Genomic DNA, 20,724 nt, shown 5'->3' with positions numbered 1-20,724 from the left:
GCACCAGCAGAAATGTTCAGGGGCTGCCCTTGCAGACCGAATGCCCCTAAACCAGTCGTTTTCGCTCGTTGGACGGCGGAATATGCATGGCCTCCCGGTACTTGGCTACCGTGCGTCGCGCCACCCTGATGCCCTGTTCTCCTAGCATGGCCGCAATTTTACTATCGCTCAACGGCTTTTTCGGTGTTTCTGCAGCAATCAGTTTCTTGATCATTGCACGGATGGCGGTCGAAGAACACTCCCCACCCTCATCGGTACTGACATGGCTGGAGAAGAAGTACTTGAGTTCGAAAATGCCCCGTGGGGTGTGCATATATTTTTGCGTCGTCACCCTGGAAATCGTCGATTCATGCATTTCGACGGCCTGCGCAATGTCTGACAGGATCAGAGGTTTCATGGCCTCTTCGCCCTGATCGAGAAACCCTTGCTGGTGCTCCACAATGCGCGTGGCGACCTTCAGCAAGGTTTCGTTCCGGCTTTGCAGGCTTTTGATGAACCATTTGGCCTCTTGCAGCTGATCCCGGAGGTAGGTGTTGTCAGCACTGCTGTCCGCTCGCTTTATAAGGGAAGCATAGCTTGCATTGACGCGGATGCGCGGTGCGATTTCAGGGTTAAGCTCCACGCGCCAGCGACCGCTGTGTTTCCTGACAATCACGTCTGGAATCACATAATCCGGTTCCGCCCGGTCAATGGAATCGCCGGGGCGTGGGTTCAGGTTGGTAATGAGCGCCAATACTTCCCGAAGTTGGTCCTCTTTCAGCCGGCTCCTGCGCAGCAGTTGTGCGTAATCCCGATTGCCAAGCAGGTTGATGTAGTGAGTAATCACCAGGCGGGCCTGGGCCAGCCAGGGGGTTTCGGGCGTAAGCTGGTTCAGCTGGATCAGCAGGCATTCCTGAAGGTCGCGGGCAAACACGCCGGGCGGATCAAAATGCTGCAGGCGATGCAGAACCGCTTCCACTTCGTCCAGTTCCAGTGGGTCCTCGTCTTCCTCGTCCAGCAGGCCGGCGTGAATTTCTTCCAGTGGGCTGGTGATGTAGCCGCGGTCATCCACGGCATCCAGGAGTGCGTGGGCTACAGCGCTGTCCCTTTCACTCAGTGGGGTGAGGTTGAGCTGCCACTCAAGGTGATCCTGCAGGGTTTCTGTGGGCGAGTTTCGTGTCTCGAAGTCGTGATCGTTTTCGTCGTCGTTTCGGGCAGCGGGTGCTGGGGCAGACTGGTAGATATCGTCCCAGGCTGTGTCGACGGGCAGGTCATCCGGAATGTTGTCGGGAGCCTCGTTTTCGGTCGACCAGTCGGGGCCGGGATCGGGTTCGTCCCAGTCTTGCTCAGCCTCGGACGGGGCGTCTGCCGTAACGTCAGCTTCGGTATCGTTTTGGGAATTGTCAGCGTCGTTGCTGGCGGTGTCCGGATGCTGTTCGTCATCTTCCGACGTCTCCAGCATGGGGTTGGATTCCAGAGCCTGCTGGATCTCTTGCTGGAGATCGAGGGTAGATAGCTGTAGTAGCCGGATCGCCTGTTGAAGCTGGGGCGTCATGGTCAGGCTTTGACCCAGCTTTAACTGTAAAGAGGCTTTCATCACCATGGTTCAGGATCCGTTACTCATCAGCTCACGCGATTACGGAATGTGTCGTAAAAATCTATACACGACCAGCGTTTGCAGAGTACGCGGTCTAGCAAGTTCTTTGCCGAGTTTACTTGGTAGCGAGTACCAAAACAATTGGATGCCATGGGTCACAGGCGGAATTCATCGCCCAGATAGACCTCCTTCACCTGCTGGTTGGCGAGAATGCTCTCGGCGTTTCCAGAGGCGATGATATGGCCGCCCGATACGATGTAGGCGGTTTCACAGATGTCCAGTGTTTCCCGGACGTTATGGTCGGTGATCAGCACGCCAATGCCTTTGTCCCTGAGGTGGCGGATGATGTGCTTTATGTCACTCACGGAGATGGGGTCGACCCCGGCAAAGGGCTCATCAAGCAGAATAAAGGCGGGCTCCATGGCCAGCGCCCGGGCGATCTCCACGCGTCGGCGTTCGCCCCCGGAAAGGGCCATGCCAACGCTGTCCCGAATGTGGGTGATGTGGAACTCTTCCAGCAGTTCTTCCAGTTTGTGTTCACGCTCGCTGCGGCTCAACCGCTTGCGGGTTTCCAGGATGGCCATGATGTTGTCCCGGACCGACAGCTTGCGAAACACGGATGCCTCCTGCGGCAGGTATCCAATACCTTTTCGCGCGCGTCCGTGCATGGGCAACGGTGTGATGTTTTGGCCATCAATGGCGATTCGGCCCCGGTCGGCGGGCACGAGGCCCACGATCATGTAAAAACAGGTCGTTTTGCCCGCGCCGTTCGGCCCCAGGAGGCCGACGATCTCGCCGCTGCGAATTTCCAGCGAGACGTCAATCACCACTTTTTTCTGTTTGTAGCTTTTCGCCAGATTACTGGCTCTCAGAACTGCCATCGGATCCCTGTCTGTTGCTGGTGCTACGTGGCTGAATAATCATTTCGACGCGCCCGCCGCCTGTCGTGGTCTCGGCGCCACCCTCGGCGGTGACGACTCGACGGACGGTATCATAATGAATGACGTCGCCTCGGAACAGGTTCCCGTTTTGCTGGATCACGGCTTCCCGTTCGAACGTAAGCTGATTGTCCGAGGCCGACCAGGTAATGCTGAGTGCCCTTGCGTCGGTTTCGCCCGAGCCGTCCCGGGCGGGCTGCTGGTATCGGGCCGGGCTGCCGGTGGCTTCCACCCGGTTGAGGTCGTCTCCGGAGCGGTAGAGCATCACTTTGTCTGCGGTCAGTCGGGTCTTGCCCTGAATCAGTTCCACGGCGCCGTTGTATTCTGCGATGCCTTGCCCGTCATCCAGTCGGGCGCTGTCGGCGCTGACGGTGATGGGCTCGTCGGAGTCCAGGGTGAAGGCGGCAGCAGGGCCTGCGAGTGTCAGCAAAAGAGTGGTTGCCAGCGCCCCTCGGAGCCGCTTATTTGCCAGTTTCATAACGTCCTTCCACCTGGGATTTGAGTTCCACAATACGTTTGTCGATCCATGCTTGCATGCCATTTGCGCGGGTCACACCGGTTTTGTCGGCTATGGTGACCGGGGCATCGGTGTAAACAATACCAAGATCGTTGTCCAGTGTGAGTGATTCCGTGGTAAGCGTGATGTCACGCTCACCCAGTTGCTGGAACACACGGACATTGCCGGTCAGATAGAGAATGCCTTCGTTCTGAAGAAGGCTGCCGTTTTCGGCCTCGATTTGCCAGGGGGAGGTGTCGCCCTGTTCGCCGAATATGTTTGCTTTTGGCGCTTCGACAGTGGCCAGGTTGCCTTCTTCGAATTGCTCGATCCGCGGGCTGGTGAACTGGATTTCCAGCTCGCCGGATTCGTTGTACGAGGTATAACTGCCGTTGACCACAAAGCCGTCCGGTTCCCGGGTGCCTCGCAGATCGGCCCGGTCGTCGCTGGACATGGTGGGTTCGTCGCTGCGCCACAACAGGAATATGGTCGCGCCGATGGTTGCGATCAGTGCCAGGGTGCGAAGCCAGGGGCGGTTTTCCAGTGTGAGCAGTGCGATCAGGCCACCATCAGCGTTGTCCGGATCGTAATCCGGAGCGGAGTCCTGATTGTTTTGCTGGGATGAGGTTCCTGAGGTCATGCGTCCGGTTCCAGGTATTTTGCCAGTGCCTCGTCCAGTTTGTTCTGCGATGTCAGAATCAGGTCGCAGGCCTCGCGGACGGCGCCTTCGCCACCTGCTGCCCGGGTACAGTAATCGGCGTGTTTCTGGACCAGCCAGTAGCCATTGGGTACGGTGATGCCCAGGCCCGCGAAGCGAATGGCTGGCAGGTCAGGCAGATCGTCGCCCATATAGGCAATTTGTTCCGGTAGCACATCCATGGTGCTGACCAGTTCCTGCAAGGCGACTTTTTTGTCCTCACGCCCCTGCATCAGGTGAGTGATGCCCAGGTCATTCATGCGTTTCTCGGTGAGCGCCGAGCGCCGCCCGGTAATAACCGCCACCGTGATTCCGGCGGCCATGAGCTGCTTGAGGCCCAGTCCATCAAGGATGTTGAAACCTTTGAGTTCGTCGCCTGTGGCGCTGAAGTAGAGCTTGCCGTTACTCATGATGCCGTCGACATCGAAGGCCGCGAGCCGGATAGGTGCCGCCTTTTTCTTCAGGGCTTCGGGCCACTGGTCAGCCATTGGATGCGTTGTCTCCGGCATCAGATGACTCCCGCCCGCAGAAGGTCGTGCATGTTGATAGCGCCAACCAGTTCACCTTGTGCATTGGTGACCGGCAGGGCGTTGATCTTCATTTCTTCCATGATGTTCAGCGCTTCGGCAGCCAGATGATCGGCCTCGATTGTTTTGCCGTTGCGAGTCATGACGTCTTCAATAGGTGTCGTGTGCACGTCAAGGTTCTTGTCGAGGGTGCGTCGCAGGTCACCATCGGTGAATACACCGGTCAGTTTGCCCCGTGCGTCCAGAACCGTGGTCATGCCCAGCCCCTTGCGGGAAATCTCCAGCAGTGCGCCGCTTAAGGGAGTGCCTTCCTGGACTCGGGGAATCCGGTCGCCGACATGCATAATGTCTGAGACATGCAGCAAAAGCCGCCGTCCCAGACTGCCGCCAGGGTGAGAGAAGGCAAATTCCTCTGCGCTGAAGCCGCGGGCTTCCAGTAGCGCCACGGCCAGTGCATCTCCCATCACCAGTGTGGCCGTGGTGCTGGAAGTGGGGGCCAGGCCCAGAGGGCAGGCTTCGGTCTGTACACTGACGTCCAGGTTGGCCACGGCCTCCTTGGCCAGCGTGGACGACGCGTTGCCGGTCATGCTGATCAGGGGTGCGCCCATGCGTTTGATCAGGGGCAGTATAGTCACCACCTCACTGGTATTGCCGCTATTCGAGATGGCGATCACCACGTCTTGACTGGTAATCATGCCCAGATCGCCGTGACTGGCCTCGCCCGGGTGTACGAAAAAGGACGGGGTGCCTGTGCTGGCCAGTGTTGCGGCAATTTTGTTGCCTATGTGTCCGGATTTCCCCATCCCGGTAACGACGACGCGCCCCTTGCACTGCATGATGACTTCGCAGGCCTTGATGAACTCATCATCAATGCGTTCTTCAAGAGCCTCGATGGCCTGGCGTTCAATTCGGATGGCCTGCAGTGCGGATGTGCGAAAATCCTTGGGGCTCGTTTCAGTCATCGGGATCCTTGCCTGGTCTGCTTGCGTGGGTATGGATGTACGTCAATCAAGTGGTGATGCGCGGCCCGGAAACTAGTCCAAGTCGACTGTTCAGTATATCATTTTCATACATCGACGCTGTTCGGTTGAGGTATGTTCGGGCAAACTGACCTTCAGATACAACCCGTTTTTTGTTCAAGGGATTGAGCTTCGTGCCCCAGCAGCAGCATGCTGCCGCTCCCACAAAGGTAAAGGCCATGGAATCGCCTGCGTATATTTCCCTGCAGAATGTTGTTTTCTCCCGCGCTGGGCGACGAATCTTCGATGGCGTGTCGCTGGATATTCCGCGCGGTAAGATTACCGCCATTATGGGGCCCAGCGGGACTGGTAAGACCACACTTTTGCGGCTGATCGGTGGGCAGTTGAAGCCGGATTCGGGCAGCATTCAGGTGGCTGGCCAGGAGGTTCCGGGCCTTAAGCGGCGAGCGTTGTATGAATTGCGGGAAAAAATGGGCCTGCTGTTTCAAAGTGGCGCACTGTTTACCGACTTAAATGTGTACGAGAACGTGGCTTTTCCATTACGCGTTCATACCTCCCTGCCGGAAGATATGATTCGCGATATCGTCCTGATGAAGCTCGAAGCGGTTGGCCTCCGGGGCGCGCGCCAGTTGATGCCCTCTGAGCTGTCTGGAGGCATGACTCGTCGTGTGGCCCTGGCCCGCAGTATTGCACTGGATCCCGAATTGATTATGTATGACGAACCTTTCGCCGGTCAGGATCCGATTGCCATGGGCGTTCTGGTGAAGTTGATCCGGGATCTGAATCGGGCCACGGGGATGACCAGTGTCCTGGTCTCTCACGATGTCGCGGAGTCCCTGAGTATCTGCGATTACGCCTGTATTGTGGCGGATGGCAAGGTGATCGGGGAGGGCGAGCCTGATGAGCTTCAGTCCCACCCCTCGGAACAGGTTCAGCAGTTTTTACAGGGCAAACCCGACGGCCCGGTTCCCTTTCATTATCAGGCGAGCGGGCTGGACGCGGATCTCGGCCTGGCCGGGGGCGGTGCATGATTGAGCGTGTGGCAGCCCTTGGGCGTCAGGGGCTGGATGTGGTTGCCTCCCTTGGGCGGGCCGGTCAGTTTCTGTTTGGTGTGCTCGCAGGCGTTCCCCGGCCGGCAACCGGCTTTCCCCTCCTTATCAAGCAACTCTACTCGGTTGGTGTGCTGTCCCTTGTAATAGTGGTTGTGTCTGGCCTGTTTATCGGCATGGTTCTGGGGCTGCAGGGGTATACGATTCTTAGCGACTACGGTTCCGAGGCGGCAATTGGTCAGATGATTGCGTTGACTCTGGTTCGTGAACTGGGGCCGGTGGTAACGGCGTTGCTTTTTGCTGGTCGGGCAGGGTCTGCCCTGACGGCGGAGATTGGTTTGATGAAGGCAACCGAGCAACTGTCCAGTATGGAAATGATGGGGATTGACCCATTGAGGCGTGTCATTGCCCCTCGACTGTGGGCGGGCTTCCTGGCAATGCCGGTACTGGCTGTGATCTTTTCCATGGTGGGGATCGTCGGCGGCATGCTTGTTGGTGTCGAATGGCTCGGTGTGTTCGAAGGTTCCTACTGGGGGAATATGCAGTCCTCCGTGGATTTCAGGGAAGACGTTCTGAACGGTGTAATCAAGAGTGTGGTGTTTGGTTTCGTATGTGCGTGGATTGCGGTGTACCAGGGCTACGACTGCGTGCCGACGTCGGCAGGGATCAGTTCAGCGACCACCAAGACGGTCGTTTACTCGTCTCTGGCCGTGCTGGGGCTGGATTTCGTGCTCACCGCAATCATGTTTGGTGAGTTTGGGTACTGAATATCGGGTGTAAGTGATGACGCAGAGAACGATGGAAATTGCAGTGGGTTTGTTTATGATTGCCGGTCTCGCTGCGGTGCTGTTCCTGGCCTTGAAGGTTAGCGGGTTGTCGTTGCAGTCGGCCGGGAACACCTACACGGTGTATGCCAATTTCAATGACATTGGCGGCTTGCGGCCCCGCGGGCGGGTTTCGATGGCGGGTGTGACGGTTGGCTCGATCGATTCCATCACGCTTGAGCCGGAAACCTTCCAGGCTCGGGTTTCCCTGGCGATTCGCTCGGATGTGGACAACATTCCGGCAGACAGTTCAGCCGTAATACGTACATCCGGATTGCTCGGTGAGCAGTACATTGATATATCGATTGGCGGCGACATGGAGTCTCTGGCAGAAGGCGATACGTTTTACTCTACGCAGTCGGCCATGAACCTTGAGCGGATGATCAGCAATTTTGCTTCTGGCCGATGAGCCAGTACGACGGAATTTGATTTATGAAGGAGAATTCGATGTTCGGAATGACACAACGCTTTCTGATGCTGCTTTTTCTGGTAATGGCGTTTGCCAGTGCGGCACAGGCTGATGCTGCCGAGGATCTTCGAAGCTATGTGGATGAAAAAACCCAGAAGATGGTTGCACAGCTCAACCAGGAGCGGGGGCTTTACGAGTCAGATCCGGAAGCATTCTATGCCAGCATGGACGCCTCACTAGAGGAGTTTGTTGATTTTCGCCGGATCGCAGCCCGGGTAATGGGGCGTTACGCTCGCCAGACTACCCCCGAGCAGCGGGATGAATTCGTCGCCAAGTTCAAGCGCAGCCTGTTTGACAGCTACGCCCAGGCATTGGTGAACACCGAGGATTTCAGTATCGAGGTGAATGAAGCGGTGATAAATCCCCGTGATGAAGATCGGGCCTCGGTTCAGATGGAGGTGATCACCGCTTCTGGTAACCGCTATCCGGTGACCTACTCCATGTATAAATCCGGCGAAGGTGTCTGGTTGATGGAGAACGTGATCGTCGAAGGTGTGAATATCGGCCTTGCGTTCCGCGACCGTTTTGCCCAGGAAATGGAGCAAAATCGCGGCCAGGTCGATGTTGTGATTGATGACTGGGGCGATGCGGTGAAGTCACTGAACCTCGAAGAGGAAGTTGATAAGTCGTGAGTCTCGCAGTGCCGAGCGTGACGCTGAACGGTACGACACTGAGCGTCGCCGGCGAGGTTAATGCTGAGACCGTTATGTCGTTGCGATCCCGGGGCGAGGCCCTGATTCGTTCGGCCCGGTCACCTTTGGCCGTCGACCTCGCAGGGTTGGAGACGGCCCACAGTGTGGTGCTTTCCATGCTTCTGTGCTGGCAAAGAGCAGCTGGAGAGAGTGGCGCAACGCTGACCTTTCAAAACGCCAGTGACCGTCTAAGGTCACTGGCGGCGCTGAGCAATCTGGACAGGCAAATCCCCGGATTCGAAACGGCCTGATGTGACGTCTGTCTTTGCGGGTTACTTTCCTTCCATCTCATGACGCTAAAGCTGACCCGCGCAACGTAATTGGTTACAATCCCGCCCCTGATTTTTTCAAAACGCCCGAGGATTTAGTTATGGATGCCACCGAAGCTACCGCACTGGTTGAAGCTGCGTTTCCCGGCTGTGAAGTTCAGGTGCAGGTCGACGGTACTCATTACCTGGTCGTTGTGGTGGGTGATGTCTTTGAAGGGCTGCCGACCATCAAACGGCAGCAGATGATCAACAAGGCGCTGTTCCAGCAAGTCATGGATGGCACCATCCACGCACTGCATCCAAGAGCCTATACTCCGTCTGAATGGGCCGAGCGACAGGGCTGATCCCCAGCACCGACAGAACAGGATAATTACCGTGGATAAACTAATGATCGGGGGGCGTAAGCCCCTGGATGGCGAAATCCGGATTTCCGGTGCCAAGAACGCTGCACTGCCGATCCTGGCAGCCACACTTCTGGCTGACGAGCCGGTTACTGTTGGCAACCTGCCGCACCTTCATGATGTGACGACCATGATGGAGTTGCTGGGGCGCATGGGGGTGGAGCTGCTGATCGATGAAAAGATGAGTGTTGAGATTCACGCCAATACCATCAAGCAGTTCCATGCGCCCTATGAGCTGGTGAAAACCATGCGTGCGTCCATTCTCGTTTTGGGGCCGCTGGTCGCACACTTTGGCGAAGCCGAGGTTTCACTGCCAGGTGGCTGCGCTATTGGTAGCCGCCCGGTGGATCTGCACATCCACGGTCTGGAGATGATGGGGGCCGACATCAAGGTTGAAAACGGCTACATCAAGGCGAAGACCAATGGTCGCCTCAAGGGCGCTCATATCTTCCTGGACACCGTTACCGTAACCGGCACCGAGAACCTGATGATGGCCGCCGCCCTGGCTGACGGCAAAACCATTCTGGAGAACGCCGCCCGTGAACCGGAAGTGGTCGACCTTGCCGAGTGTCTGATTGCCATGGGTGCTGACATTAAAGGCCACGGTACGGCGACCATAGAGATCAATGGTGTCGAGCGGTTGCACGGATGCCATTATGACGTGCTGCCTGACCGGGTCGAAACCGGAACCTACCTGGTGGCTGCGGCCGCAACCGGTGGCCGGGTAAAACTCAAGGATACCCGTGAGGACCTGCTTGAAGCGGTGTTGCTCAAGTTGAATGAGGCGGGCGCCCACATTTCCACCGGTCCGGACTGGATCGAGCTGGACATGAAGGGCAATCGGCCCAAGGCAGTCAGTCTGCGCACTGCACCGTATCCCGCATTTCCGACAGACATGCAGGCGCAGTTCGCCGCGATGAATACTGTGGCAGAAGGCTCGGGAACCATCGTTGAAACGGTGTTTGAGAACCGCTTCATGCATTTGCAGGAGCTTATCCGTATGGGCGCGGATATCACTCTCGAAGGCAACGCGGCCATTATCAAAGGTGTGGATCATCTGAAAGCCGCTCCGGTGATGGCAACCGATCTTCGGGCGTCCGCGAGCCTGGTCATTGCCGGTCTGGTAGCCGATGGCGACACCATCGTTGATCGTATCTACCACATCGACCGTGGCTACGAGTGTATCGAGGAAAAGCTGCAGCTGCTGGGCGCAAGCATCCGCCGGCTGCCGGCATAACGGAGATTAGGGGAAACCGGAAGGACGTATGACAGATTCCATCACCATCGCCTTGTCGAAGGGACGAATCCTGGATGAAACGTTGCCGCTGCTGGCCGAGGCCGGTATTGAGCTGGTCGACGACATCAAAAAATCCCGTAAGCTGGTGTTCCCTACCACCGATCCGAATGTGCGGGTGCTGATTATCCGCGCCACCGATGTGCCGACTTACGTTCAATACGGTGGCGCCGATCTCGGCGTAACCGGGAAAGACGTACTGATGGAGCACGGAGGCGAGGGGTTGTACGAGCCCCTGGACCTGAAGATTTCCCAATGTCGCCTGATGACAGCTGGTCCCAAGGGCAGTCAGCCTCCGTCGGGTCGCATCAAGGTAGCCACCAAGTTTGTGAACATCGCCCGCCGCTATTACGCCGCTCAGGGGCGACAGGCCGATATCATCAAACTCTATGGGGCGATGGAGCTGGCGCCGATTCTGGGGCTGGCGGATGAAATCGTCGATATCGTTGACACGGGCAACACGCTTCGTGCGAACGGGCTGGAGGCGCGTGAACTGATCGAGCATATCAGTAGTCGCCTGGTGGTGAATCGCGCCTCGATGAAGATGAAACACGGTCGCATTAACCCCATAATCGAGCGCATGGCTGCTGCTGTGGCGTCGCGACACGCCGAGGCGTAATCGCCGCCTGCTGTCGTTTTTTTCAGGGTGTGCCGGTGACTTCGGCACGCCGTTTTACGGTCCGTGCTTGGGCCGCCTTCAATTCCCTCATTTAGCGCAGGATTGAATACATGTCTGATCTCAGTATCACTCGACTCAATACGTCCGACGAGGATTTTGACCGTTCGCTGGCCCGACTGCTGGCCTGGGACGACAGTGTTGATCATCAGGTGAACGAGTCAGTGCGTCATATCCTGAGCCAGGTGAAGTCCCGTGGCGATGCCGCGATCCTGGAATTTACCGAACAGTTTGATCGGCTCAAGGCTGACTCTGTGGCGGAACTGGAAATGAGCAAGGATCGCTTGCTGAAGGCGCTTGAGGCCATTCCTCAGGATCAGCGCCTGGCGCTGGAAGCAGCAGCTCAACGCATTCGTGACTACCACGAACGCCAGAATCAAACTTCCTGGCAGTACGAAGAGGCCGATGGGACGGTTCTGGGGCAAAAGGTGACGCCTCTGGATCGCGCCGGCCTTTACGTTCCGGGAGGGAAAGCAGCTTATCCTTCATCGGTGTTGATGAATGCCATCCCGGCGAAGGTGGCGGGTGTTTCCGAGGTGGTCATGGTGGTGCCCACACCGGATGGTCTGGTGAATGATATGGTCCTGGCTGCGGCAGCGATCGCTGGTGTAGACCGGGTGTTTACCATTGGCGGTGCCCAGGCGGTTGGCGCGCTAGCCTACGGAACCGAAACCGTTCCGGCGGTCGACAAGATTGTCGGGCCCGGGAACATCTTTGTTGCAACGGCCAAGCGGGAGGTGTTTGGAACCGTTGGCATCGACATGATTGCCGGCCCGTCCGAAATTCTGGTGATTTGCGATGGCCAGACTGACCCGGACTGGATTGCCATGGACCTGTTCTCCCAGGCTGAACACGACGAGCAGGCCCAGTCCATCCTGATCAGTCCGGATAAAGGCTTCCTGGATGCCGTTGAAGCCAGCATTCAGCGCTTGCTTCCAACCATGGAGCGTGCGGATATCATTGCGGAGTCGGTCGGCAGTCGCGGGGCGTTGATTCAGGTAGCAGATCTGGCGGAGGCCGCCGAGGTGTCCAACCGAATTGCTCCGGAGCATTTGGAGTTGTCCGTGGAGCAGCCGGAAGCCCTGTTGGAAAACATTCGCCATGCGGGTGCCGTCTTCATGGGGCGTTACACCGCTGAGGCGCTGGGGGATTATTGCGCTGGCCCCAACCACGTTCTTCCGACCAGTGGTACGGCGCGTTTCTCCTCTCCTTTGGGGGTATATGACTTCCAGAAGCGTTCGTCCATTATCGGTTTTTCGGCCAATGGTGCCGATAAAATGGGGAGGATCGCCTCTGTGTTGGCCAGAGGAGAAGGCCTGACGGCCCATGCCCGTTCTGCGGAATATCGAATCAAAGAGTGAATGCTAATCCCCGCTGGAGTGGAGCAGTAAGGCCATGAGCAAGTTCTGGAGTCCGCTGGTTAATGATCTCGTTCCCTACGTGCCGGGGGAGCAGCCCAAGGTCGCTAACCTGATCAAGCTGAATACCAATGAGAGCCCGTTTGGGCCTTCGCCAAAGGTTATCGCGGCCGTTCAGGCCGAGCTGAACGATACCCTGCGGCTGTATCCGGACCCCGAAGGCGAGAGCCTTCGGAAAACCATTGCGGCCTATCATGGCATCACGCCCGGGCAGGTGTTTCTCGGAAACGGCTCCGACGAGGTGCTTGCGCATATTTTCTACGGGCTGTTCCAGCACGGGGAGCCGGTGCTGTTTCCGGATGTCACCTACAGTTTCTATCCGGTCTACTGTGGCCTTTATGGCATAGAAAGTCGGCAGATTCCCCTGACGGACAGCTTCGAGATTGACCCGGCAGAGTACACCGGTCCCAACGGTGGGGTTATTTTCCCCAACCCCAATGCGCCAACCGGTCGGTACCTGGAGCTGGAGCATATCGAAACGATTCTGCACGCCAATCCGGATCGTGTCGTGGTGGTGGATGAAGCCTACATTGATTTTGGCGGTACCAGTGCGATTACCCTGGTGGATCGCTATCCGAACCTTCTGGTTACCCAGACATTGTCAAAGTCCCGGGCGCTGGCCGGCTTGCGGGTGGGCTTTGCTGTCGGGCACCCCGATCTCATTGAGGCGCTGAATCGGGTGAAAAACAGTTTCAACAGCTATCCCCTGGATCGGCTTGCCCTGGCTGGAGCCAAGGCGGCGTATGAGGACGAAGCCTGGTTCCAGCAATGCTGCCAGACTGTTATCGCCGAGCGGGAGCGTGTAACACAGGCGCTGGAGCAGCAGGGCTTTGAGGTGTTGCCGTCCAGGGCTAACTTCGTTCTTGCTCGCCATCCCGACAAATCCGGCCAGCACCTGGCGACGGGGCTCCGGGAAAAGGGCATTATCGTTCGCCACTTCAACAAGCCCAGAATCAGTGAGTACCTCCGGATTACCATCGGAACGACCTCCCAGAACGATGCGCTGATCGACGGGCTCGCAGCTCTTTAAACTTATCCGAGCAGAGCAAAGCCGGCGCTTTGGTATGGTGGCTTTGCTCTTTGATGGCAGGAGAAAATCATGATCACCCGAGACGAAATTCTGACCCGGATCGATGAATGGCTTCAGCCAGACAATTTTCAGGACTATTGTCCGAATGGTCTTCAGGTTGAGGGCAGGGCCGAAGTTCGAACCATTGTCAGCGGGGTGACGGCGTCAAAGGCGTTGATTGATGCCGCAATTGATGCCGGGGCAGACATGATTCTTGTTCACCACGGCTATTTCTGGAAAGGCGAGGATGCCCGTGTTCGTGGAATGAAACGTGAGCGTCTGAAGCTGCTGCTCGATCATGACATCAACCTGGTTGCCTACCACCTCCCGCTGGACGATCATCCGGAATTCGGTAATAACCGGCAGCTGGCGGATGTGCTTGGGCTGCGGAATCCTCGTCCTCTGGCCGGGCTGGTCTGGCAGGGGGAGTTGGAACAGCCGCTGGGAGCCTCTCATTTTGCCGAATGGATAGCTGAAAAGCTGAATCGAACGCCGCTCTGGGTGGGTGAAGGTAAAGACGAGATAAAGCGGGTGGGCTGGTGTACCGGTGCCGCGCAGGGATTTATTGATCAGGCGCTTGAAGCTGGGCTGGATGCCTACATCAGCGGCGAAATATCCGAGCCCACCACGCACACCGCCAGAGAGTGTGGTATCCATTACTTTGCGGCGGGCCACCACGCTACCGAAAGGTACGGTGTCCAGGCATTAGGCGCGGCTTTGGCAAAGGAGTTCGGGTTGATGCACCGGTTTATTGACTGCGACAACCCGGTTTAAGGATTCAGGCGTTGCCTTTTCCCGCCAGCCCGAAGTCTTCGGACAGGGTCCCGGAGGCTTTGGGGTCGGTTTTGGGCGCATAGTCCCGTGGTGCTTCCACGCCATCATCGCGGTCCCCGGTTTCTCCCAGGCGCTTCCTCGCGGTTTCGTCGCCCAGTTCGTCCAGCCATTCATCGTCGTTGCACAGGCGGTTTGCGCCTCTGGCCATGTGCTGGTTGATGTCACGGTAGCTGTCATTGAACCGCCGGAGCAAATGAGCGGATTCCATGAAATGCTCGTTCACCTGCGCCTGATAGCGGGTGTATTCATTTCGCAGTTCTTCGACCTGCTGTTCCGCCCGGCGTTGCCGGAGCGTGGTTCCTTGCCCTGAACGGCCAATCATGACCCCAATGACGATGCCGACGATGAGCGCGGCAACGGCTGCCAGAATCAGGTTTTCCATAGGTTGTGTCGTCCCTTTTTGACTGGAATTTTACCTCGCACGTTTTCCGAGTATAGCGCCCTGAGCGCTCGCAGCACATTACCTTGTGGTGAACCAATCGTCGTAATTTGGCGGTGGGGCGGCATCGTGGCGAAAAATGCCCAAATGCGAGACAATACAGCGCCGAAATTTCATGATTATGATCCTGGAAAAATCAATGACCGCAGCGATGTCCAAACTAGATGCCAGTGCAAATCTGACTCCCTGGGAGCGTTATCAAAAAGATCTTGAGCGTCCGGATTTCCAGAAGGATGCTGCCCAGGAAGATGCCGTACGTCGTCTTCAGGCGTTGTATGAAAAATTGGTTGTTGCGGAAGAAGAGCGCAACAAGGCGATGGCCAGGTTGCGTCGCAAATTGAAAAAGGGCAAAGAGGAGCCCGTTAAGGGTCTGTATTTCTGGGGTGGCGTAGGGCGCGGTAAAACCTATCTGATGGACACGTTTTACGAGTCGCTTCCGTTTGACCGAAAGATGCGTGTCCACTTTCACCGGTTCATGCAGCGGGTCCACAACGAGCTAAAACAGTTGAAGGGCGAGAAGAACCCGTTGGATCTTGTGTCCCGGAAGTTTGCCGAGGAAACCCGGGTTATCTGCTTTGACGAGTTTTTTGTCTCCGATATTGGCGATGCCATGATTCTCGCAACGCTGATGGACGGTCTGTTCAGCCGGGGCGTCACGCTGGTGTGTACCTCCAACATCGTGCCGGATGGCCTCTACAAAGATGGTTTGCAAAGGGCTCGCTTCCTGCCGGCGATCGCGTTGGTTAAGAAGTATACCGATGTGGTGAACGTGGATGGCGGCGTTGATTACCGGTTGCGAACACTAGAGCAGGCGGAATTGTTTCACTCCCCCCTGGATGCAGAAGCTGATGTCAGCTTGCGCAAAAGCTATGACGCGCTGGCTCTTGAGGCGGGCAAGCACAGTCAGAGTATTGAGGTGAATGGCCGGAAAATTCCGGTTCAGGCGCACGCCGATGACGTTGTCTGGTTTGATTTTACCGATGTCTGTGACGGGCCTCGGAGCCAGAACGATTACATTGAATTGGCGCGACAGTTCCACGCCATCATCATCAGCAATGTGCCAGTCCTCGGTGGTGAAAAAGACGACCAGGCGCGTAGGTTCATCAACATGGTGGACGAGTTCTACGACCGCAACGTGAAGGTCATCATGTCTGCAGCGGCACCTATCACCGAACTCTATGCCGGCGGCCGGCTCAGTTTCGAATTTGAGCGTACCGAATCCCGGTTGCTGGAAATGCAGTCCCATGAATATCTAGAGGCACCTCACAAACCCTAAGTTTTCTGGCCGGAGCAGCGCTCCGGTTCTTTGCTAAACCGGACGATCGGGCAGTTCGTCCCGACCCACAACATAAAGACAGAGAGATTGATCCATGAGTAGCGATAGCGTAGTGATTGTTAGCGGCGTTCGGACCCCGATGGGGGGCTTTCAAGGCAGTTTGTCGCCTTTGTCTGCGCCGGAGCTTGGGGCCATTACGATCGCCGAGGCAGTTAAACGCGCGGGACTTCAGCCTGCGGATGTGCAGGAAGTCATTATGGGCAACGTTCTGCCGGCAGGGCTCAAGCAGGGGCCAGCTCGTCAGGCGATGCGCCAGGCAGGTTTACCGGACAGCACCGGTGCCACCACGATCAACAAGCTGTGTGGCTCCGGCATGAAGGCCGCCATGTTTGCTCATGACCTGATCAAGGCTGGTAGCAATGACATCATGGTCGCCGGCGGTATGGAGAGTATGTCCAACGCGCCGTATATCCTGCCCAATGCTCGTAAAGGCTATCGTATGGGCGCGGGTGACACTGTTCAGGATCATATGTTCCTGGACGGGCTTGAAGATGCCGAGACGGGTCGTCTGATGGGCGCGTTTGCCCAGGAGATGGCGGATAAGAAAGGTTACACCCGCGAAGACATGGATGCATACGCCATTCAGTCGCTCAAGCGAGCGCAGCGAGCCATTGAAGAGGGTGCTCTAAAAGATGAAATCGTTCCGGTTACCGTGAAAACCCGCAAAGGTGAAACGGTGGTTGAGCACGATGAACAGCCGTTCAATGCCAACATCGAGAAAATTCCTTCCCTGCGTCCGGCCTTCAGCAAAGACGGTACGGTAACCGCGGCTAATGCCTCGTCAATTTCCGATGGTGCTTCTGCTCTGGTTCTGATGAGCGAGTCAGAAGCCGAGAAGCGGGGGCTCAAGCCGGTTGCCCGGATCGTGGGTCACAGCACTCAGTCCCAGCATCCTTCCGAATTCACCTGTGCTCCCGTGGGCGCTATCGAAACGCTCCTTGGCAAAACAGGTTGGAACAAGGCCGACGTTGACCTGTTCGAGATCAATGAAGCGTTTGCCATGGTGGCAATGATGCCGATCCGTGAGCTCGGCCTGGATCCGGATAAGGTCAATGTCCATGGTGGTGCCTGTGCTCAGGGTCACCCGGTTGGCTCAACAGGATCCAGACTGCTGGTCACGCTGATGCACGCGCTTCAGCGGCACGGAAAGAAACGTGGGGTCGCCGCCCTGTGCATCGGCGGCGGTGAAGCCACCGCCATGGCGATAGAGCTGATTTAATGAATAAAGGCCCGGTTAAAAACCGGGCCTTCTTATTTGCAATTCAAAGGTGCCGGGATGGGGTGATATCAAAATCATACTTTTGACTGATCAAAGCCCTCGACAGCCTTAGCTATAGTGCGTACATCACGAGCACTGTGCACGAAGCCTCCAATACATCGTGAACACCAATAATCAGAGCAGCGACTCAGAACAACAATGGAGTAGCCTTCCAATGACAAGAAAAACTCATCAATGGCAGCGTTGGACCAAATTGCCACTGGCGGCCGCGGTTGCCGCAGGTATGTCGGGTCAGGCGCTTGCCTTCAGCAGCAGCGTCTGGGGTGTCGACTACCAGTTCAATACCACTTTGTCAGCGGGTGCCGGCTGGCGGATGGAAGATCGCGACAAGCGTTTGATCGCCCCGGGTAACCTTGGGCCAGAATATGCTCCGGGCGGTTCCCTGGCGAACATCGGTTCCTCCTCGAATAACTTCGACGATGGCAACCTGAACTTCGAGAAAGGTGACACCTACTCGAAAATCGTCAAGGGTAACAGTGAGCTGTTCATCGACTATTACGTTGACAGCAATGTCCTGACCCGTGTCGGAGGTTTGTTGCGTGGCCGCTACTGGTACGACTTTGAACTGAAAGACGAAAGCCGTGCAGTGGATTATGTCGGCCAGCAGCGTGAACTGAACCCAAAAGCAAAGGGCAACGCGTCCGGCGGCGAGTTGCTGGATGCCTATGTGTTCACCGACTGGTACTTTGGCAACGTTCCTGTGAGCTTGCGCTATGGCCGCCAGGTGGTGAGCTGGGGTGAAAGTACCTTTATTCAGGGTGGTATTAACGTCGTCAACCCGGTTGACGTTCCGGCCTTCCGTTCTCCGGGTGCCGAGCTGAAGGACGTCCTGCTGCCGGTTGAAATGTTCTACATGTCAGCAGGTGTGACCGAGAACATTACCCTTGAAACCTTTGTTCAGGCCGACTGGGAGCCCGTTCGTCCGGATGACTGCGGTACTTTCTTCTCCACCAACGACTTTGCCGCTGATGGCTGTGGTCCGGTCCTTCTGGCTGGTCAGTTGCCGGATTCTCAGGCGTATGCCCAGGGCTTCATCGCGCCTCGTATCGGCGACCAGGAAGCCGACTCCAAGGATCAGTTTGGTGTGGCCATGCGCTGGTACGTGCCAGCACTGAACGATTCCGAGCTGGGCTTCTACTACATCAAGTACAACAGCCGTCTGCCGTACGTCAGTGGTCTGGTAAACAATCCTTCGGATCCCGGCGAGACTCAGCAAAGCGATCCTGATCTTCCGTATTCCGCATTTCCAAGTTACTTCATCGAGTATCCGGAGAACATCAACCTTTACGGTGTCAGCATCAACACCACCACTCCGGGTGGTTGGTCGCTGGGTGCAGAGTATAGCTTCCGTGACAATGTGCCTCTGCAGTGGAGCGCGTTCGAGCTGATCTTTGGTGGTCTTCAGCAGCGTGGTCCCAACGGTGAAGTGCTGAGCAAGCTGGAGCAACAGCGTCTGGAAGAAACTGGTGGAGCGAACTTTGCAGGTAAACCCGTGGCGGGCTATGACCGCTTCAACGTGTCCCAGGCCCAGTTCACCCTGATCAAGTTCTTTGACCAGGTTATGGGTGCCAGCCGTTTGACTTTCGTCAGTGAATTTGGCGCAACCTACATCCATGATCTGCCGGATTACGATGAAGCTCGCTATGGCCGTTCTGGTACCTTTGGTATAGGCACTTTGCCACTGGGCGGCGGATTCGACCTCTGTGAAGCTGGCGCAAACCTGAATACCAACTACTGTAATAATGATGGGTTTACCACTGACTTCTCATGGGGTTACCGCGCCCGGTTTGTGTGGGATTACCCGAACGTGTTTGCCGGTGTGAACCTCCGTCCGCAGTTGGCGTGGTCACATGATGTTCAGGGCTACAGCCCGCAGCCGGGTGGTGCGTTCAATGAAGGCAGCAAGGCTCTGGGTGTTTCCATGGAAGCGGTCTACCAGAACAAGATCACCGGTAATATCGGATACACGAACTTTTTCGGCGGTAAGCCGTATAACGAGTTGACAGACCGTGACTTCGCAACGGTGAGTGTTTCCTACTCATTCTAATACCGGAAAGAATTCGTTTTACGAGGGATGAAAATGAAATTAAACAAGAAACTACTGGCCACAGGTGTACTGGCTGCAAGCGTTTTTGCTGGTCAGGCCTATGGTGCGGTTTCTGCCGATGAAGCTGCCAAACTCGGCGATTCTCTGACCCGCATGGGCGCAGAGATGGCTGGCAATGGTGGCGATATTCCAGCATGGACGGGCGGCCTGGATACGCCGCCAGACGGCTACAAAAGTGGCGGCGCTTACATTGATCCGTTCTCCGGCGAGGAGCCGAAGTTCGTGATTGATCAGAGCAATGTGGATCAGTACGCGGACAACCTGTCTCCCGGCCAGATTGCCATGATCAAGCGCTATGACGATTACGTCATGCCGGTTTTCGAGACTCACCGGACCGCGGCTTACCCGGAGCCTATCCAGCAACAGTCAGTCGAAAACGCGACCAAGGTTGAGTTGATTAAGGATGGTAACGGTCTCGGCAATTACGTAGAGTCTGTTCCATTCCCGATTCCGAAAAGTGGCGTGGAAGTGATCTGGAATCACATTACCCGTTACCGGGGTGGTTCTGTTGTGCGAACCATCGGTCAGGTAACCCCGACGGAAGGTGGTGCTTTCTCGGTGGTTAAATTTCAGGACGAGTTTACCTGGCGGACGGCTCTGAGCGACTACGAGCCCGGAGAAGATCCCAACGTTCTTTTCTACTTCAAGCAGGCGATCACTGCTCCTGCGCGACTGGCGGGTAACGTACTGCTGGTTCACGAGACTATCGACCAGGTGGCTGAACCTCGCCGGGCGTGGATCTACAACGCTGGTCAGCGTCGTGTCCGTCGGGCACCTCAGGTTTCCTATGACGGTCCGGGTACCGCGTCTGATGGCATGCGTACCTCTGATAACTACGATATGTACAACGGTGCTCCCGATCGTTACAACTGGGAACTGGTTGGCAAGAAGGAAGTGTACATCCCGTACAACTCCTACCGGCTGATGAACCCGGACCTGAATTACGATCAGATCGTCAAGCCGGGTCATATCAATCAGCAACTGACCCGTTATGAACTGCACCGGGTCTGGCACGTTCGTGCGACGCTGAAGGACGGTGAGCGTCATGTTTACGCCAAGCGTGACTTCTACATCGATGAGGATACCTGGCAGGCGTCCGTGATCGATCATTACGATGGACGTGGTGAGCTGTGGCGGGTTGCGGAAGCCCACGCGGTCCAGTTCTACGATCATGACGTGCCCTGGTACGCGATTGAAGTACTCTATGATCTTCTGTCTGGTCGATACTTGGCCCTTGGCCTGACCAACGAAGAAGAGAACGCGTACGAGTTTGGTGCGGACCGTCGATTCCGGGAATACACTCCTGCGGCCCTCCGACGGTCGGGCACCCGGTAACCTGTTACCCTCGAAAGAT

22 protein-coding genes are annotated in these 20,724 nt (G+C 56.6%); 15 read left to right on the top strand and 7 right to left on the bottom strand.

The window, feature by feature from the left end; genetic code table 11:
* Positions 1-46 precede the first annotated feature (46 nt).
* The 6 genes from K8I84_RS06855 to K8I84_RS06830 all read right to left on the bottom strand — a co-directional run bounded on the left by K8I84_RS06855 (position 47) and on the right by K8I84_RS06830 (position 5,196).
* Complete coding sequence (locus K8I84_RS06855; protein WP_263283042.1) at positions 47-1,576, bottom strand: RNA polymerase factor sigma-54; 1,530 nt, start codon at positions 1,574-1,576, stop codon at positions 47-49.
* Between the two features lie 155 nt (positions 1,577-1,731).
* The gene (lptB, locus tag K8I84_RS06850; protein WP_223793993.1) at positions 1,732-2,457 is read right to left on the bottom strand and encodes an LPS export ABC transporter ATP-binding protein; all 726 of its coding nucleotides are present in this window, start codon (positions 2,455-2,457) and stop codon (positions 1,732-1,734) included.
* Positions 2,435-2,992, bottom strand: coding sequence for a lipopolysaccharide transport periplasmic protein LptA (gene lptA / locus K8I84_RS06845; RefSeq protein WP_223793992.1), 558 nt, complete (start codon positions 2,990-2,992; stop codon positions 2,435-2,437). Before lptA ends, lptB begins: the two co-directional genes overlap by 23 nt.
* Positions 2,976-3,650, bottom strand: a complete 675-nt coding sequence (lptC, locus tag K8I84_RS06840) for an LPS export ABC transporter periplasmic protein LptC (RefSeq protein WP_317848206.1) — start codon at positions 3,648-3,650, stop codon at positions 2,976-2,978. The genes lptA and lptC overlap by 17 nt, the downstream gene beginning before the upstream one ends.
* On the bottom strand, positions 3,647-4,216 hold the full coding sequence (locus K8I84_RS06835; RefSeq protein WP_223793991.1) for a KdsC family phosphatase: 570 nt from the start codon (positions 4,214-4,216) through the stop codon (positions 3,647-3,649). Before K8I84_RS06835 ends, lptC begins: the two co-directional genes overlap by 4 nt.
* Positions 4,216-5,196, bottom strand: a complete 981-nt coding sequence (locus K8I84_RS06830) for a KpsF/GutQ family sugar-phosphate isomerase (protein WP_223793990.1) — start codon at positions 5,194-5,196, stop codon at positions 4,216-4,218. The genes K8I84_RS06835 and K8I84_RS06830 overlap by 1 nt, the downstream gene beginning before the upstream one ends.
* Positions 5,197-5,432: 236 nt before the next feature.
* Between K8I84_RS06830 and K8I84_RS06825 the strand changes: the two genes are divergently transcribed.
* The 11 genes from K8I84_RS06825 to K8I84_RS06775 all read left to right on the top strand — a co-directional run bounded on the left by K8I84_RS06825 (position 5,433) and on the right by K8I84_RS06775 (position 14,149).
* On the top strand, positions 5,433-6,245 hold the full coding sequence (locus K8I84_RS06825) for an ABC transporter ATP-binding protein (protein ID WP_223793989.1): 813 nt from the start codon (positions 5,433-5,435) through the stop codon (positions 6,243-6,245).
* On the top strand, positions 6,242-7,030 hold the full coding sequence (gene mlaE / locus K8I84_RS06820; RefSeq protein WP_223793988.1) for a lipid asymmetry maintenance ABC transporter permease subunit MlaE: 789 nt from the start codon (positions 6,242-6,244) through the stop codon (positions 7,028-7,030). Before K8I84_RS06825 ends, mlaE begins: the two co-directional genes overlap by 4 nt.
* 16 nt (positions 7,031-7,046) lie before the next feature.
* The gene (gene mlaD, locus K8I84_RS06815) at positions 7,047-7,496 is read left to right on the top strand and encodes an outer membrane lipid asymmetry maintenance protein MlaD (RefSeq protein ID WP_223793987.1); all 450 of its coding nucleotides are present in this window, start codon (positions 7,047-7,049) and stop codon (positions 7,494-7,496) included.
* 65 nt (positions 7,497-7,561) lie between these two features.
* Complete coding sequence (locus K8I84_RS06810; RefSeq protein WP_411722665.1) at positions 7,562-8,188, top strand: phospholipid-binding protein MlaC; 627 nt, start codon at positions 7,562-7,564, stop codon at positions 8,186-8,188.
* The gene (locus tag K8I84_RS06805; protein ID WP_223793985.1) at positions 8,185-8,499 is read left to right on the top strand and encodes a lipid asymmetry maintenance protein MlaB; all 315 of its coding nucleotides are present in this window, start codon (positions 8,185-8,187) and stop codon (positions 8,497-8,499) included. The genes K8I84_RS06810 and K8I84_RS06805 overlap by 4 nt, the downstream gene beginning before the upstream one ends.
* Before the next feature lie 119 nt (positions 8,500-8,618).
* Positions 8,619-8,861 (top strand): BolA family protein, encoded by a 243-nt coding sequence (locus tag K8I84_RS06800; RefSeq protein ID WP_223793984.1) that lies wholly within the window; start codon positions 8,619-8,621, stop codon positions 8,859-8,861.
* A gap of 31 nt (positions 8,862-8,892) precedes the next feature.
* The gene (murA, locus tag K8I84_RS06795) at positions 8,893-10,155 is read left to right on the top strand and encodes a UDP-N-acetylglucosamine 1-carboxyvinyltransferase (RefSeq protein ID WP_223793983.1); all 1,263 of its coding nucleotides are present in this window, start codon (positions 8,893-8,895) and stop codon (positions 10,153-10,155) included.
* A 28-nt stretch (positions 10,156-10,183) separates the two neighbouring features.
* Positions 10,184-10,831 (top strand): ATP phosphoribosyltransferase, encoded by a 648-nt coding sequence (gene hisG / locus K8I84_RS06790; protein ID WP_223793982.1) that lies wholly within the window; start codon positions 10,184-10,186, stop codon positions 10,829-10,831.
* A gap of 110 nt (positions 10,832-10,941) precedes the next feature.
* Positions 10,942-12,249: a histidinol dehydrogenase gene (hisD, locus tag K8I84_RS06785; RefSeq protein ID WP_223793981.1), complete on the top strand. Its 1,308-nt coding sequence runs from the start codon at positions 10,942-10,944 to the stop codon at positions 12,247-12,249.
* A gap of 34 nt (positions 12,250-12,283) precedes the next feature.
* On the top strand, positions 12,284-13,336 hold the full coding sequence (gene hisC, locus K8I84_RS06780; protein WP_223793980.1) for a histidinol-phosphate transaminase: 1,053 nt from the start codon (positions 12,284-12,286) through the stop codon (positions 13,334-13,336).
* A 69-nt stretch (positions 13,337-13,405) separates the two neighbouring features.
* A complete protein-coding gene (locus K8I84_RS06775) occupies positions 13,406-14,149 on the top strand; it encodes a Nif3-like dinuclear metal center hexameric protein (protein ID WP_223793979.1) in 744 nt (247 codons plus the stop codon).
* Between the two features lie 4 nt (positions 14,150-14,153).
* Here the strand turns inward: K8I84_RS06775 and K8I84_RS06770 are convergent, their stop codons facing one another.
* Entirely contained in the window at positions 14,154-14,591 is a 438-nt protein-coding gene (locus tag K8I84_RS06770) for a YhcB family protein (protein ID WP_223793978.1), read from the bottom strand.
* A 235-nt stretch (positions 14,592-14,826) separates the two neighbouring features.
* Between K8I84_RS06770 and zapE the strand changes: the two genes are divergently transcribed.
* From zapE to K8I84_RS06750, 4 genes are all read left to right on the top strand, one after another.
* Positions 14,827-15,924 (top strand): cell division protein ZapE, encoded by a 1,098-nt coding sequence (gene zapE, locus K8I84_RS06765; RefSeq protein WP_263283039.1) that lies wholly within the window; start codon positions 14,827-14,829, stop codon positions 15,922-15,924.
* A gap of 94 nt (positions 15,925-16,018) precedes the next feature.
* On the top strand, positions 16,019-17,203 hold the full coding sequence (locus tag K8I84_RS06760; RefSeq protein ID WP_223793976.1) for a thiolase family protein: 1,185 nt from the start codon (positions 16,019-16,021) through the stop codon (positions 17,201-17,203).
* Positions 17,204-17,417: 214 nt separating this feature from the next.
* Positions 17,418-19,310 carry a DUF1302 domain-containing protein gene (locus tag K8I84_RS06755; protein ID WP_223793975.1) on the top strand — a complete coding sequence of 631 codons (1,893 nt, stop codon included), beginning with the start codon at positions 17,418-17,420 and terminating at the stop codon, positions 19,308-19,310.
* Positions 19,311-19,343: 33 nt separating this feature from the next.
* Positions 19,344-20,705 carry a DUF1329 domain-containing protein gene (locus K8I84_RS06750; protein ID WP_223793974.1) on the top strand — a complete coding sequence of 454 codons (1,362 nt, stop codon included), beginning with the start codon at positions 19,344-19,346 and terminating at the stop codon, positions 20,703-20,705.
* Positions 20,706-20,724 lie beyond the last annotated feature (19 nt).

Origin of the sequence: Marinobacter sp. F4216, from assembly GCF_019931195.1 — a bacterium.
Taxonomy (GTDB): domain Bacteria; phylum Pseudomonadota; class Gammaproteobacteria; order Pseudomonadales; family Oleiphilaceae; genus Marinobacter; species Marinobacter suaedae.
Note: the sequence above shows the minus strand (reverse complement) of the source record. Positions and strands in the feature narration are given on the sequence as shown.

What these genes read in the sequence shown, in the direction of transcription:
- K8I84_RS06855 (WP_263283042.1), bottom strand. Translation starts at nt 1,576, where the DNA reads ATGAAAGCCTCTTTACAGTTAAAGCTGGGTCAAAGCCTGACCATGACG.
- lptB (WP_223793993.1), bottom strand. Translation starts at nt 2,457, where the DNA reads ATGGCAGTTCTGAGAGCCAGTAATCTGGCGAAAAGCTACAAACAGAAA.
- lptA (WP_223793992.1), bottom strand. Translation starts at nt 2,992, where the DNA reads ATGAAACTGGCAAATAAGCGGCTCCGAGGGGCGCTGGCAACCACTCTT.
- lptC (WP_317848206.1), bottom strand. Translation starts at nt 3,650, where the DNA reads ATGACCTCAGGAACCTCATCCCAGCAAAACAATCAGGACTCCGCTCCG.
- K8I84_RS06835 (WP_223793991.1), bottom strand. Translation starts at nt 4,216, where the DNA reads ATGCCGGAGACAACGCATCCAATGGCTGACCAGTGGCCCGAAGCCCTG.
- K8I84_RS06830 (WP_223793990.1), bottom strand. Translation starts at nt 5,196, where the DNA reads ATGACTGAAACGAGCCCCAAGGATTTTCGCACATCCGCACTGCAGGCC.
- K8I84_RS06825 (WP_223793989.1), top strand. Translation starts at nt 5,433, where the DNA reads ATGGAATCGCCTGCGTATATTTCCCTGCAGAATGTTGTTTTCTCCCGC.
- mlaE (WP_223793988.1), top strand. Translation starts at nt 6,242, where the DNA reads ATGATTGAGCGTGTGGCAGCCCTTGGGCGTCAGGGGCTGGATGTGGTT.
- mlaD (WP_223793987.1), top strand. Translation starts at nt 7,047, where the DNA reads ATGACGCAGAGAACGATGGAAATTGCAGTGGGTTTGTTTATGATTGCC.
- K8I84_RS06810 (WP_411722665.1), top strand. Translation starts at nt 7,562, where the DNA reads ATGCTGCTTTTTCTGGTAATGGCGTTTGCCAGTGCGGCACAGGCTGAT.
- K8I84_RS06800 (WP_223793984.1), top strand. Translation starts at nt 8,619, where the DNA reads ATGGATGCCACCGAAGCTACCGCACTGGTTGAAGCTGCGTTTCCCGGC.
- hisG (WP_223793982.1), top strand. Translation starts at nt 10,184, where the DNA reads ATGACAGATTCCATCACCATCGCCTTGTCGAAGGGACGAATCCTGGAT.
- hisD (WP_223793981.1), top strand. Translation starts at nt 10,942, where the DNA reads ATGTCTGATCTCAGTATCACTCGACTCAATACGTCCGACGAGGATTTT.
- hisC (WP_223793980.1), top strand. Translation starts at nt 12,284, where the DNA reads ATGAGCAAGTTCTGGAGTCCGCTGGTTAATGATCTCGTTCCCTACGTG.
- K8I84_RS06775 (WP_223793979.1), top strand. Translation starts at nt 13,406, where the DNA reads ATGATCACCCGAGACGAAATTCTGACCCGGATCGATGAATGGCTTCAG.
- K8I84_RS06770 (WP_223793978.1), bottom strand. Translation starts at nt 14,591, where the DNA reads ATGGAAAACCTGATTCTGGCAGCCGTTGCCGCGCTCATCGTCGGCATC.
- K8I84_RS06760 (WP_223793976.1), top strand. Translation starts at nt 16,019, where the DNA reads ATGAGTAGCGATAGCGTAGTGATTGTTAGCGGCGTTCGGACCCCGATG.
- K8I84_RS06755 (WP_223793975.1), top strand. Translation starts at nt 17,418, where the DNA reads ATGACAAGAAAAACTCATCAATGGCAGCGTTGGACCAAATTGCCACTG.
- K8I84_RS06750 (WP_223793974.1), top strand. Translation starts at nt 19,344, where the DNA reads ATGAAATTAAACAAGAAACTACTGGCCACAGGTGTACTGGCTGCAAGC.